The sequence below is a fragment of the Pseudomonas fluorescens genome, assembly GCF_902498195.1.
GTDB lineage: Bacteria > Pseudomonadota > Gammaproteobacteria > Pseudomonadales > Pseudomonadaceae > Aquipseudomonas > Aquipseudomonas fluorescens_BU.
Genome location: NZ_CABVIY010000001.1, coordinates 1,104,347 through 1,116,970, shown reverse-complemented (window position 1 = coordinate 1,116,970; position 12,624 = coordinate 1,104,347). Strand labels below are relative to the sequence as shown.

At 62.8% G+C, this 12,624-nt stretch carries 11 protein-coding genes and 1 pseudogene; 8 read left to right on the top strand and 4 right to left on the bottom strand.

All coding sequences use genetic code 11. The features are described from left to right. Window positions 1-6: 6 nt before the first annotated feature. From F8N66_RS05110 to F8N66_RS05095, 4 genes are all read right to left on the bottom strand, one after another. Window positions 7-1,326, bottom strand: a complete 1,320-nt coding sequence (locus F8N66_RS05110; protein WP_150769136.1) for an LLM class flavin-dependent oxidoreductase — start codon at window positions 1,324-1,326, stop codon at window positions 7-9. 53 nt (window positions 1,327-1,379) lie between these two features. Next, window positions 1,380-2,336: an ABC transporter substrate-binding protein gene (locus tag F8N66_RS05105; protein WP_150769135.1), complete on the bottom strand. Its 957-nt coding sequence runs from the start codon at window positions 2,334-2,336 to the stop codon at window positions 1,380-1,382. Window positions 2,337-2,618: 282 nt separating this feature from the next. Further along, entirely contained in the window at window positions 2,619-2,894 is a 276-nt protein-coding gene (locus F8N66_RS05100) for a type II toxin-antitoxin system RelE/ParE family toxin (RefSeq protein WP_150769134.1), read from the bottom strand. Then, entirely contained in the window at window positions 2,894-3,166 is a 273-nt protein-coding gene (locus tag F8N66_RS05095) for a CopG family ribbon-helix-helix protein (protein WP_150769133.1), read from the bottom strand. Before F8N66_RS05095 ends, F8N66_RS05100 begins: the two co-directional genes overlap by 1 nt. A gap of 373 nt (window positions 3,167-3,539) precedes the next feature. Between F8N66_RS05095 and F8N66_RS05090 the strand changes: the two genes are divergently transcribed. From F8N66_RS05090 to F8N66_RS05060, 8 genes and pseudogenes are all read left to right on the top strand, one after another. Beyond that, window positions 3,540-5,171: an ABC transporter substrate-binding protein gene (locus F8N66_RS05090; RefSeq protein ID WP_150769132.1), complete on the top strand. Its 1,632-nt coding sequence runs from the start codon at window positions 3,540-3,542 to the stop codon at window positions 5,169-5,171. After that, window positions 5,168-6,118: an ABC transporter permease gene (locus tag F8N66_RS05085; RefSeq protein ID WP_150769131.1), complete on the top strand. Its 951-nt coding sequence runs from the start codon at window positions 5,168-5,170 to the stop codon at window positions 6,116-6,118. The genes F8N66_RS05090 and F8N66_RS05085 overlap by 4 nt, the downstream gene beginning before the upstream one ends. Continuing rightward, window positions 6,118-7,023 (top strand): ABC transporter permease, encoded by a 906-nt coding sequence (locus F8N66_RS05080; protein WP_150769130.1) that lies wholly within the window; start codon window positions 6,118-6,120, stop codon window positions 7,021-7,023. The genes F8N66_RS05085 and F8N66_RS05080 overlap by 1 nt, the downstream gene beginning before the upstream one ends. Further along, window positions 7,020-7,880 (top strand): annotated as a pseudogene (locus F8N66_RS32075) (ABC transporter ATP-binding protein); the annotation flags it as partial. The gene F8N66_RS05080 and the pseudogene F8N66_RS32075, both read left to right, overlap by 4 nt. Then, entirely contained in the window at window positions 7,869-8,642 is a 774-nt protein-coding gene (locus F8N66_RS32070; RefSeq protein WP_412070720.1) for an ABC transporter ATP-binding protein, read from the top strand. The pseudogene F8N66_RS32075 and the gene F8N66_RS32070, both read left to right, overlap by 12 nt. A gap of 343 nt (window positions 8,643-8,985) precedes the next feature. After that, the gene (locus F8N66_RS05070) at window positions 8,986-9,768 is read left to right on the top strand and encodes a creatininase (protein ID WP_150769128.1); all 783 of its coding nucleotides are present in this window, start codon (window positions 8,986-8,988) and stop codon (window positions 9,766-9,768) included. An 85-nt stretch (window positions 9,769-9,853) separates the two neighbouring features. After that, the gene (gabP, locus tag F8N66_RS05065) at window positions 9,854-11,248 is read left to right on the top strand and encodes a GABA permease (protein WP_150769127.1); all 1,395 of its coding nucleotides are present in this window, start codon (window positions 9,854-9,856) and stop codon (window positions 11,246-11,248) included. A 312-nt stretch (window positions 11,249-11,560) separates the two neighbouring features. Next, on the top strand, window positions 11,561-12,577 hold the full coding sequence (locus F8N66_RS05060; RefSeq protein WP_150769126.1) for a GlxA family transcriptional regulator: 1,017 nt from the start codon (window positions 11,561-11,563) through the stop codon (window positions 12,575-12,577). Window positions 12,578-12,624: the final 47 nt, after the last annotated feature.

Here is a 12,624-nt window from a genome sequence, read left to right as displayed (position 1 = left end):
ACGGCCTCACCGACGGAATCGGGGAATCTCCAGCCCCAGGCTTTCGCGCAAAGTCGTACCCTCGTAGGCCGTGCGGTATAACCCGCGCTCCTGCAACAGCGGTATGACCTCTTGGGTAAACCGGCGGAACTGCCCTGGGTGGCCAATGTAGATGTTGAAACCGTCCAGGGCCCGCGCCTCGAACCAGTCAGCCATTTTTTGCGCCACCGTCTGTGCCGATCCCACGAAGGCACCGGGGCGCAATTGCCGCCCGAATTCCACGGCCTGACGCAGGCTGAAGCCTTTCTCAAGCGCCTGGTCGGCGATGCGCTTGGCGTTGGTGAAGAAGCTGCTGCGCGCCGACTCCAGGCTTTCCTGAGGAAAAGGCGCATCCAGGTCGTACTGGGTGAAATCGTGCCAGCCAAAGTTGCGGCCAAATTCCTTCAATGCCAGTTCGAAGCTGTGGTCGGCCTGATGGTAGTGCTGCTCGATCTCGCGGGCGTGCTCGTCGGTGTCACCGACATGGATCTCGGCGCCGGGCAGCACCAGCAGTTGTTCCGGATCGCGGCCAAGGCGCGCCGCCCGGGCCTTGATGTCGCGGTAGAAGGCCTGGCCCTGTTCGATGCTCGCCGCATGGGTGAACACCACATCGGCCGTGGCGGCGCCCAATTCGCGGCCCTGCTCGGAATCACCGGCCTGGAAGATCACCGGCTGGCCCTGGGGCGAACGCTGAATGTTCAGCGGGCCGACCACGGAGAAGTGTTCGCCCCGGTGATCGAGGCTGTGCAGCTTGCTGGCATCGAGGAATTGCCCCGTCGCCCTGTCACGCACGAAGGCATCCTCCTCATAGGAATTCCACAACCCCTGGACCACCTGGACGTGTTCCTGCGCGCGCCCGTAGCGGGTGTCGTAGTCGTAGTGCTCTTCGCGGCTGTAATTGCCCGCAGTGCCCGCATCGCCACTGGTGACGACGTTCCAGCCGGCGCGGCCTTTGCTGATCAGGTCGAGCGAGGCCAGGCGCCTGGCCACGTTATAGGGCGAGTTGTAGGACGTCGTCAGCGTGCCGACCAGGCCCAGGTGCCGCGTGCTGACCGCCAGCGCCGAGAGCAGCGTGAGCGGCTCCAGGCGATTGAGGTAATGGGAAGGCGACCCCGGGGTGATGAACTGGCTGTCGACGATGAACATCAGGTCAAACAATGCAGCCTCCGCCTGGCGTGCGATGTCGATGTACCAGTCGATGTTGACGCTGGCATCGGCCGGCAGCTCGGGGTCGAGCCACAGGTTATGCCGGCCGGGTCCGCCGCAGCCCATGGTCAGGGCGCCCAGTTTGATCTGTCTGTTGGTCATGTCCGAAGTATTCCTTGTCAATCGGGGAAACGGCCGCTGCCAGCCGAACGCCTTCACGGCAGTGCGCGGGCAGTGGCCGGCTGCAGGGACGCCGCGAATGAATCGTCGAACAGGCTGGCCGCGGGATAGGCCTTGATCAGGCCCAGCCCAGCGAAGAAGTCCACGGTCTTTTGCGCGTCGCCCGTCGCTTGCGGGCTCACGGGCTCGACGCTGGTCCGCGCGCGGGCAAACCAGGCCCGTGCGATTTCACCCTCGGCCCGGGTGCGCTTGGCCCATGCATCGGCATACGCCTGGGTATTGGCGGGGTTTTGCAGCGTCCACTCACGGGCTTTCTTCAAACGCTGGAGAAAATCATTGATCTGGCTGCGCTTGGCCTCCACCGCCCTGGCGTTGGCGGCTACGAAGCTTTGCGCCGCGATCAGCCCTTGCGCCGTGGCCAACACCCGGGCGCCCTGGCGTTCCTGTTGGGTGACATAAGGTTCCCAGGTCGCGATGACATCCACTGAGCCACCGTCCAGCGCGTGGGAGGCATCCAGCGCGCTGATGTAGCGCATGTCCAGGGAATCCCGTGGGACGCCGGCTTTATCCAGCGCGGTCAAAAGCAGTTGCTGGCTCCACGAGCCTTTCCAGACGGCGGCGCGCTTGCCGCGAAGGTCCGCCAGGCTGTGAATGCTGGAGTCCTTCCTGACCAGAATGGCCACGCCATCCAGGTTCTGGCGGCCCACGGCAATGATCTTGATGGGGGCGCCCAAGGCGCCGAGGAACAGCGCCGGGGCATCGCCGAGCAAGCCGATATCCAGGCTGCCGACATTCAATGCCTCGGCGACAGGCGAGCCTGCGGTGAATTGCTTCCACTCAAGGGTGTAGGGCAGATCGTCCAGCACACCCGCCGCTTCCATCACGGCCTGGGCGTTGTAGCTCTGGTCGCCGACCACCAGCGTTTGCGCGTTCGCAGCCAGGCACATCCATGCGGCAGCCATGCCGGCCGCCAATTTCGTCAGGTAACGCACGTTCGTCTCCAGATGCCTTATCAAGGCAGTTCGGGTCGATCCGCGCGCGCGGTCTCGTGGGGTATTTACGGGGAAAGGACAAGACCGATAGGGCTCACTCGATAGGCCGCAGCCTTGAAGCGACTGAATCTGAGGAGATCTCCTTTGAGCAGGATAAGATGCCGAGCGCGCCCTGCAAAATACCATTTACGCATATGTTAATGCTATTAAAATGCATGTTAATCATATTAAGCCGCCTTGGCAGCCTTGCGACAAATCAACGAGTCGCCACAAAACCTGCGGCTATCGATCCTCGCGGGTGTGCCATAGGCGCAGCAGGTAGACAGTGGAACCCACGATCTCGTATCGCATCTCGTAGTGACCGATCTGAATTCGGCGCACATTCCGTGGCTCGAATTCTTCCAGGCGTTCACCCATGCGCGGATTGCTCAACAACATGACGAGTGCGGCCGTGAGTTGCTGCACTGTACGTGCGGCGGCAGGCTGATTCACCGATGCGAGAAACTCGTACAGCCGGGAAATGTCGGAAAGCGCCTTGTTCGTCCACTTCAATTCCATCAGCGCGGCACCGGCAACGGCGTGTCGGTGCCGAGGCTATCGGCCCAGGCCTGGACAGCCTGGTGATCAATTACCCGACCTGCATCAACATCATCCAAGGCTTCGCGGGTCAGGCGGCTGCGCTCTTCTTCCTGCTCTATCCAGGCGGTCAGGGCCTGCTTGACGATCCAGTTTTTGGAGCGCTCCAGACGCTCGGCCATCAAATCGACCTTTTGCGCCAATTGCTCAGGAACGTGCGCGGTGACAGATCGGGTTTTCGTAGTGGTTGCCATGATCAGAGGGACTCCTGCTCGCTGCTGCTTGAAGTGGGTATCGCCGGGTTGTGCAACGAATGACTTCATCGGTTCATTCTTGACTATTAACACTGATCGGTTTATTAGCATACTGAATCAACATTAATCATTATGAATAATCTTGCATCATCCAGCGAACTGCCAAGTCGAGCTGCGCCGCAGCCTGCCAACCGAGGAACCGCATTCAAGCCTGTTTCGTGCATATTGAAGAACAAACATAATTCAACAAACACATAATTAGCTTAGATCAAAAAAGCCTTTTACAGCCATCATCCATAAGATTACGGTCTTAGAAAGTCTGCCACGCCAGCCCTGACAGGGCACTCACTTTCTGCAAGACAAGGACAAATCCATGGACATCCCTGGCTCACCACACCGCTGGCTCGCGATTCTGGCCGTGACTTCAAGCCTGGTCGGCTGCTCGCCTTCAGTGGATCAACACACGGACAACAAAACCCTGAAAATCGGATTTTTCCGCGATAACACCACCCTCGTCAGCCTCGATCCCTTCCAGGTTTACTGGCTGGAACACCGGGTGGTGCTGCGCAACGTTGCCGAGTCCCTGACCGATCAGGACCCGCAGACCGGCAACATCATCCCCTGGCTGGCGACAACGTGGGACATCAGCCCGGACGCCCTGGCGTATACCTTCCACCTGCGCAAGGACGTCACGTTCAGCAATGGCACGCGCTTCGACGCCCATGCCGTCAAGGCCGCCTTTGATTCCAACAAGGCCTTCGCCGCGCAACTGCCGGCGACCTTTGGCGCCACCTACCTCGCGGGCTACGACCATGCCGAGGTCGTCGACGATTTCACGATAAAACTCGTGCTTGCACGTCCCAATGCCGGCTTCCTGCAAGCCACCTCCACGACCAACCTGGCCATCCTGGCGCCCGAGAGCTACGCGAAATCGGCCAAGGAGCGCTCGCTGGGGGCCATCATCGGCACCGGGCCGTTCGTGCTCGACCGCTACACCCCGGAATCCGGCCTGCGCCTGGTCAAGCGGACCGGCTACGCCTGGTCTTCGGCCAATTCGCAGAACCGTGGCGAGGCGCACCTGGATGAGGTCGACGTCAGCTACATTCCCGAGGAAAGCGTGCGCAATGGCCAGTTTGTCCAGGGCCAGCTCGACATCCTCTGGCCCCGCGCGCCGTTCTCCGAAGTGGACACCCAACTCTTCACCTCGAAAAACGCCACCATCCAGAGTCGCTCGCTGCCCGGCCCGGCGTTGAACTGGTTTCCCAACACCCGTGGCGAGCGCCTCCTTGCCGACACGGCCCTGCGCCAGGCGCTGCAGAAGGCCATCGACCGCAAGACCTATGCGTCGACCGTCTACAGCCAGCAGTTTCCGGTGGTCAGCGGTCTGTACGACACCACGACGCCGTTTTTCAAAAGCCAGGGCAACAAGCTGGCCTTCGACCCCTCGGGCGCGCGCAAACTGCTCGATGACGCGGGCTGGGTGGCCGGTGCGGACGGCTACCGGACCAAGGACGGCAAGCGCCTCAAGCTGACCTATAACCTCCAGGTGGCGGAAACCGCCGGTGATGTGCTGATCCAGGACCAACTGCGCCAGGTCGGCATCGATCTCAAGCTCAACGTCCTGACCACGGCGGACTGGGCCGCCGCGAATGCCGCCGGCAACTATGACCTGACGTCCACCTACATGACGCGCGCCGACCCGATCATCCTGCAAACCATCATTGATCCGCGCACCGCCAACAGTTCCACCGTGGCCACCAACCTGTACACGCCGCAAACCCTGCCCAAGGCCCAGGCGCTGTTCGACGCCGGCATGACCGCGACCTCCAGCGACCAGCGCGCCCGGGCCTATGGCGACCTGCAGGACCTGCTGATCGACGAGGGCTCGGTGTTCCCGATCTATGAGCGGGTCTGGCAAGCCGCGACCAGCCCTCGGGTGCATAACTTCCGCTGGACGGCGGAGGGCTTTGCGCTGCTGGGCGACATTGAGCTCAAACAGCCATGAGCCGCTACGTGATTGGCCGAATCGGCCAGGCGCTCTTGGTGTTATGGGGCGCCTACACGGTCGCCTATCTCATTCTTTACCTGCTTCCGGGCGATCCACTCTCGATCATGTTGAGTGCCTCCGGCGTCGAGATTGACTCACTCTCGGCGCCGGACCTGGCGAAGGCCCGCGCGTACTACGGCCTGGACCAGGGGGTGCTGGAGCAGTACCTCAACCTGCTGTCGGGCGCGGTGCACGGTGACTTTGGCCAGTCGATCGCGCTGAACCGTCCAGTGGCCGAGCTGCTGCTTGAACGCCTGCCACAGACCCTGGCGCTGGCGGGGGTGGCGATCCTGTTGTCGCTGGCGGGCGGGATCGGGCTGGGGTACCTGGCGGCCTATGTGCGCTGGCGTCCCCTGCAAACGGCCCTGGCCCGGGTGCCTTCGCTGGGGTTTTCCGTTCCGGTGTTCTGGATGGGGTTGCTGCTGATCCAGGTGTTTGCGTTCAGCCTTGGCTGGCTGCCATCGACCGGCAATCAAGGGCCCGCCAGCCTGGTGTTGCCGGCGATCACCCTGGCCATCCCCAGCGCGGCGGTCTACGCCCAAGTGTTGATCCGCGGTTTCCAGGGGGTGCGTCATGAGCCCTGGCTGGCGACCGCCTACGCCAAAGGCCTGAGCCGTGCACAGGTGCAGCGGCGCCACGCCTTCAAGAACGCCGCCCTGCCACTGCTGACCCTGATCGGACTGCAAGTGGGCAACACCGTGTCCGGTGCGGTGCTGGTGGAGACCATCTTTGCCCGCAGCGGTATCGGTCGCCTGGCCCAGGAGGCCGTCCTGCGCCAGGACATCCCGGTGGTCCTGGCCATCGTCAGCGTGGCGGCAGCGGCATTCGTGCTGGTCAACCTCATCGTCGACCTGCTCTACCCCCTTCTGGACCCACGCATCACTCATACGCCGAGGATTGCCTGATGCCTGTCACCACACCCGCCTTGACTGAAACCTTCCCCGGCCACCTCAGCCCCGCCGCCGTCTGGCGACCGCGCAGCCGCTGGCAACGGGCGCGCATCGCCCTGGCGCCGTTGCTGCGCCGGCCGGGCTTGCTGCTGGCGCTGGCGATCGTCGGCTTCGCGCTGTTGTCGGCCATCGCCCCGGGGCTGCTGAGCCACGCCGATCCTTATGCCACCGCCCCGATTGCCAAGCTGGTGTCACCCAGTGCCGCCCATTGGTTTGGTACCGACGAACTCGGGCGCGATTTGTACAGCCGCGTCGTCTACGGCGCGCGCCTGTCGGTCACCGCTGCCCTGCTGGCCGTGGGCATTGCCCTGGTCGGCGGCCTGGGGCTGGGCATCCTGGCCGGCTTTGCCGGTGGGCGCGTGGACACCGTGCTCATGCGCCTGATTGACGTCATGCTCGCCCTGCCCGGCCTGCTGCTCGCCCTGGCCATCGTCACGGCCATTGGCTTCGGCACCGTGCCCGTGGCCATCGCCGTCGGCGTCGGCATCGTCCCCGGCTTCGCCCGCACCACCCGGGCGGAAGTGCTGCGCATCAAAACCCTGCCGTATGTCGAAGCGGCGCGGCTCGGCGGCGCCAGTTGGACACGCACCCTGCTGCGCCACGTGTTACCCAACGCCTGGGGCCCGGTGGCGGTACTGGCGACCCTGGATTTCGGCGCCGCGATTCTCGCCACGGCCGGCTTGAGCTTCCTCGGTTTCGGCGCGGCGCCACCGGCCGCTGAATGGGGCACGCTGATTGCCAACGGCCGCTCTTTCCTGATGACCGCACCCTGGGTGCCGTTGCTCCCCGGCCTGTTTCTGGTGGCCGTGGTCTTCAGCGTCAATCACATTGCCCGTACGCTGGAGGAAAGCCCGCGATGAATGCCCCCGTGCCCCTGATTGAAATCGCCGACCTGCATGTCTCATATCACGCCCGTGGCCAGTCGACACCCGCCGTGCGTGGCGTTTCGTTCACCCTGGAGCGTGGCGAGACCCTGGCCATCGTTGGCGAATCCGGCTCGGGCAAATCGACCCTGGCCAATGCTTTGCTGGGCTTGCTGCCAGACAACGCGAGCATCCACAACGGCCATTTACGCATTGATGGCCGGGACGTGACCCAGGCCAGCGAGCGTGAATGGCAAGCACTGCGCGGCCGCACCGTGAGCCTTGTGCCGCAAGACCCGATGGTGGGACTCAACCCGACCTTGCGGATCGGGCAACAGATCGGCGAGGCGCTGATTCAGGCGCAAGGTCGCCGTTACCCCGGGGTTGACGCGGACATCATTGAGCTGCTGGAACAGGTCGGCCTGGACCAGCCGTTGCTGCGCGCGCGTCAGTATCCCCACGAACTCTCCGGTGGCATGCGCCAGCGTGTGTTGATCGCGATCGCCCTGGCCGGCAACCCGCGACTGATCATCGCCGACGAACCCACCAGCGCGCTCGACGTCACGGTGCAACGCAAGATCCTCGATCACCTGCAGCGCCTGGTGTCCGAGCGCGGCATTTCCCTGCTGATCATCACCCACGACCTCGCCGTGGCGGCCGATCGCGCCGATCGACTGCTGGTGATGAAAGACGGTCTGCTGATTGAACAGGGCCCTCCGGCAAGTGTGCTGGCGCACCCTGCGCAACCCTATACCCGGGCGCTGATTGCCGCCGCGCCGGCCTTCGGCACGCGTGCGCGCCCACTGCCGATAACGGCGGCCAACAGTGCCCGGCTGTTGTCGGTGGAGGGCATTGGCAAGAAGTTCCAGCTGCCCGGGCACAAAGGCCAACCGAATGTTTTCCAGGCGCTCCAGGGTGTCGGTTTCGACGTTTACGCCGGCCAGACCCTGGCGATCGTCGGTGAGTCGGGCTCTGGCAAGAGCACGCTGTTGCGCATTGCATTGGGACTGGAACGCCCCACCGAAGGCCGTGTGATCTTCGACGGCAAGGACGTCACCGACCTCAGCTGGCGCGAATTTCGCCCGCTGCGCCAGCGTATCCAGCTGGTGCAGCAAAACCCGTTCGCGGCACTCGATCCGCGCATGACGATATTCGAGAGTGTGATAGAGCCGCTGGTGTCGTTCGGCCGACTCAAGGGACGCGCCCTGGAACAGGCGGCACGCCAACTGATGGATCGTGTCCATCTGCCCCTGGCTTTTCTGGATCGGCTGCCCCGCGAGCTTTCCGGCGGGCAGCGCCAACGCGTCGCCATTGCCCGCGCCCTGTCGCTGCAACCGGACTTGTTGCTCCTGGATGAACCGGTGTCGGCGCTGGACGTCTCGATCCAGGCACAGATCCTCGACCTGCTGGGCGAGTTGCAGGCCGAACTGGGGCTGGCCTATCTGCTCGTGTCCCATGACCTGGCGGTGGTGGCCAGCGTGGCGCATCAGGTGCTGGTGCTGCGTCACGGCAAGGTGGTTGAACGAGGCACGACCGACGAAGTGTTCAACAGCCCCCAGGCCGCCTATACCCGGGAACTGCTGGCCGCCGTGCCGGGGAAAAAACTGAGCGCCTGATGGATCGGCCGCCGCGGTTCGTTCGCCGGGCCGCGGTTCCCCCCTCCCACACCCTTCTTTTTGCACGTCCGACCCGAACTTTGCCAGATCCGACTTTCCCCCCTGCTTGCCCAAAAGCGGCCTGTGCGTAGCTGATTCACCGGTCAGAAACGCCAAATTAGAGGGTGTTTTGTCATTTACGGGTCGGATTCAGACAAGTTGCCCGCCTCCCTATCTGATCGAATTGCTCTCGCCCCCACCTCGATTTCCGCCATCGCAGGAGAGGGTCACATAACAGGCAAACGCCCCCCCACCACCGGTTAAACAACCCGCAAACGGTCAATCACTTTCAAAGGGTGTGCAGATGAACAACAGCGTCGTCATTGGAGAACTCACCTGGCCGGAATATGCACAAAAGGTGGCCACCGGTTGCCCTGTGTTCCTGCCAGTGGGCGCACTGGAGCAGCACGGGCATCACATGTGCATGGAGGTCGATGTCCTGTTGCCCACCGCGATTTGCAAGGCGGTCGCGCAAAACGTCAGCGGGCTGGTGCTGCCGGCCCTGGCCTACGGCTACAAGTCCCAGCAGAAATCCGGCGGCGGCAATCATTTTCCAGGCACCACCAGCCTCGATGGCGCCACGCTGACCCGTACGGTGCTGGACATCATCCGCGAGCTGGCGCGCCACGGCGCCCGCAAACTGGTGCTGATGAACGGGCATTTTGAGAACTCGATGTTCATAGTCGAGGGCATCGATCTCGCCCTTCGCGAACTGCGCTACGACGGCATCACTGACTTCAAGGTGGTCGTGCTCTCCTATTGGGACTTCGTCAACGATCCCGCCGTCATCGCCAAACTGTACCCCGACGGATTCCTCGGCTGGGATATCGAACATGGCGGTGTGTTCGAAACCTCGCTGATGCTGGCCCTGCACCCGGACAAGGTCGACCTGAGCCGCGCGGTCGACCACCCGCCCGCAAAATTCCCGCCTTACGACGTGTTCCCCATCATCCCGCAGCGCACACCGGCCTGCGGAACGCTGTCATCGCCCAAAGGGTCGAGTCGCGAAAAAGGCGAGCTGATCCTCGAAGTGTGTATCTCGGGCATCAGCGCCGCAGTGCGCGAAGCCTTTGAACTGGACACCTGAACACCTGAACACCACACGGACGTGCCGAAACGATCACCACGGTAAACGCTTCACCCTCCCCCATAGAATAAAAAGGGTAAGTCTAATGTCCAGCAGCTCAAACCTGGCCCCCGGGCTCAAGCAGCGTCACGTCACCATGCTCTCCATTGCCGGCGCCATTGGCGCCGGCCTGTTCATCGGTTCAGGCCACGCCATCGCGTCGGCGGGACCGGCCGCGATCCTGGCGTACATTTTCTCCGGCACCCTGGTGGTGCTGGTGATGCGCATGCTCGGCGAGATGGCCGTCGCGTCACCGGATACCGGTTCATTTTCGACCTACGCCGAACGGGCAATGGGGCGCAGCGCCGGATTCACCATCGGCTGGCTGTACTGGTGGTTCTGGGTGCTGGTGATTCCCATTGAAGCCATCGCCGCGGCGGCCATCCTGCACGCCTGGTTTCCCGGCATCGAGACCTGGGAATTTGCCATCGCGGTCACCGGCTTGCTGACCTTGACCAACCTGTTCAGTGTCGCCCGTTACGGGGAGTTCGAGTTCTGGTTCGCCATGCTCAAGGTCATCGCGGTGCTGGGGTTCATCGCCCTTGGCGCGCTGGCCCTGATGGGCGGACTGCCGCAGACCACAGTGAGCGGGGTCGTTCAGCTGAGCCGTGAGTTCGGCGGCTTCATGCCCAATGGCATGACCGCCGTGATCGGCGCGATGCTGACCACCGTGTTCAGCTTCATGGGCACCGAAATCGTCACCATTGCCGCCGCCGAATCGAAAGACCCTTCCAGGCAGATCACCCGCGCGACCAACTCGGTCGTCTGGCGCATGGGGATCTTCTATATCGTCTCGGTGTTCCTCATTATCTCCATCGTGCCCTGGAACGACCCCATGCTCATGGCCGTGGGCTCCTACCAGCGCGCGCTTGAGCTGATGAACATTCCACACGCGAAAATGATCGTCGACATCGTCGTGCTGATCGCGGTCGCCAGTTGCCTCAACTCCGCGATCTACACGGCGTCGCGCATGGTCTACTCCCTGAGCAAGCGCGGCGATGGCCCTCGCGTCCTGCAGAAGACGTCGTCTTCCGGGGTGCCCTATATCGCGGTGCTCGCCAGCACGGCGGTGGGCTTCCTGACCACGGCCCTGAATTACTTCGCCCCCAACGAAGTGTTCTCCTTCCTGCTGGCCAGCTCGGGCGCTGTTGCGCTGCTGGTCTACCTGGCCATTGCGGCTTCGCAGCTGGTCCTGCGCAAAAAGATGAATGCTTCAGGTCAGCCGATCGCCTTCAAGATGTGGTTGTTCCCCTGGCTGAGTTACCTGGTCATCGCCTGCATCCTGAGCATCCTGGGGGTCATGCTGATACTGCCGGAGCACCGCATGGAAGTGATCGCCACGGGGGCATTGACCCTGTCCATCGTCTGCATGGGCGCCATCTTCAATTCCAGGAAGAAGACCGCTCAAACCCTTGGCGTGGCGCAAACCGAAAACCCCTGATACTGCGATTCCTGTAGGAGCGAGCTTGCTCGCGAAAGAACCAGGGGCACCGTTGGTTAACTGGTGTTACGCGTAATCGTTCACGATCATCGCGAGCGAGCTCGCTCCTACAGGTTGTCACCTTCCCGTTCACCTCTTTCCGGCCACTCTCCACCACGGAGCTGGCCGGTTTTTTGCTTATGCCTTACGGACACTCCCTGTAAAACCCTGAAGCCTGTCAACAGGGCTTACAATCACAAAAACGAGATGACGATGCCCGTTGCGGCAGCTTGCCGCAGCGCACGTCACTGATGCAGTCGAGGAGCGGTAACAATGGCCAAACTCCAGGTGGCGAAACCCGCCGCAGGACGCTCGGCGAATGAACAACAGCCAGTGAAAACCGTGGGTTTCCTGATCATCCCCAACTTCACCACCATCGGCTTCGCCTCCGCCGTGGAAACACTGCGCATGGCCAATCTCGCCGCACGCAGACCGATGTTCCGCACCGTCATCATCGCCGCCAGCCTGGACCCGGTGATGGCCAGCAATGGCATGCGCGTGCTGCCCGATCACAGCATCAGCGATGCACCCAAGCTGGACATGCTGTTCGTGGTTGGCTCAAACCCCATCGTTTCCAACCACAGCAGCCGGCCCCTGCTCAACTGGCTGCGCAAGCAGGCCCATGACCAGGTGCCATTGGGCGGCATCTGCACGGGCAGCCACTTGCTGGCGCGCGCCGATTTGCTCAAGGGCTATCGCTGCACGATTCACTGGGAGGACATCGAAGCCCTGAAGGAGCGGTTCCCGGGGATCATCATTTCCAACCAGTTGTTCGAGCTGGACCGTGACCGCTACACCTGCTCAGGCGGCGTGGCGTCCATGGACATGACCCTGCAGCTGATCGCCCGCGAACCGGGCGGCCGGGACATCGCCGCCCATGCAGCCGAGTTGCTGTTGTGTGATCGGGTACGGGGTGCCCAGGAACAACAGCGCGTGCCGTTGCGGCAGAAGCTGGGCACTTCGCAGCCCAAGCTCAGCCAGATGGTGGCGATCATGGAAGCCAATCTTGAGGAGCCGGTGAGCCTTGAGGAACTCGCCCGGTTGAACGAGGTGTCGGTGCGGCAACTGGAGCGCCTGTTTCACAAGCACCTGCAACGCACGCCGAGTCAGTACTACCTGGAACTGCGCCTGGCCCGGGCGCGGCAATTGTTGCTGCGTAGCGAATCGCAGGTCCGGGACATCGCCCTCGCCTGCGGCTTCGTTTCGCCGGCGCATTTCTCCAAATGCTACAGCCGGTTCTTTGGAGTGTCGCCGATTGGTGAGCGTAAGCAGGTGGCTGCCTTGCATTGATTCGATGTGGAACTGACTGGCCTCTTCGCGAGCAAGCCCGCTCCCAC

Excerpts from the sequence above, each read along its gene's own strand:
- F8N66_RS05110 (WP_150769136.1), bottom strand. The coding sequence starts at position 1,326 with ATGACCAACAGACAGATCAAACTGGGCGCCCTGACCATGGGCTGCGGC.
- F8N66_RS05100 (WP_150769134.1), bottom strand. The coding sequence starts at position 2,894 with ATGGAATTGAAGTGGACGAACAAGGCGCTTTCCGACATTTCCCGGCTG.
- F8N66_RS05095 (WP_150769133.1), bottom strand. The coding sequence starts at position 3,166 with ATGGCAACCACTACGAAAACCCGATCTGTCACCGCGCACGTTCCTGAG.
- F8N66_RS05090 (WP_150769132.1), top strand. The coding sequence starts at position 3,540 with ATGGACATCCCTGGCTCACCACACCGCTGGCTCGCGATTCTGGCCGTG.
- F8N66_RS05085 (WP_150769131.1), top strand. The coding sequence starts at position 5,168 with ATGAGCCGCTACGTGATTGGCCGAATCGGCCAGGCGCTCTTGGTGTTA.
- F8N66_RS05080 (WP_150769130.1), top strand. The coding sequence starts at position 6,118 with ATGCCTGTCACCACACCCGCCTTGACTGAAACCTTCCCCGGCCACCTC.
- F8N66_RS05070 (WP_150769128.1), top strand. The coding sequence starts at position 8,986 with ATGAACAACAGCGTCGTCATTGGAGAACTCACCTGGCCGGAATATGCA.
- gabP (WP_150769127.1), top strand. The coding sequence starts at position 9,854 with ATGTCCAGCAGCTCAAACCTGGCCCCCGGGCTCAAGCAGCGTCACGTC.
- F8N66_RS05060 (WP_150769126.1), top strand. The coding sequence starts at position 11,561 with ATGGCCAAACTCCAGGTGGCGAAACCCGCCGCAGGACGCTCGGCGAAT.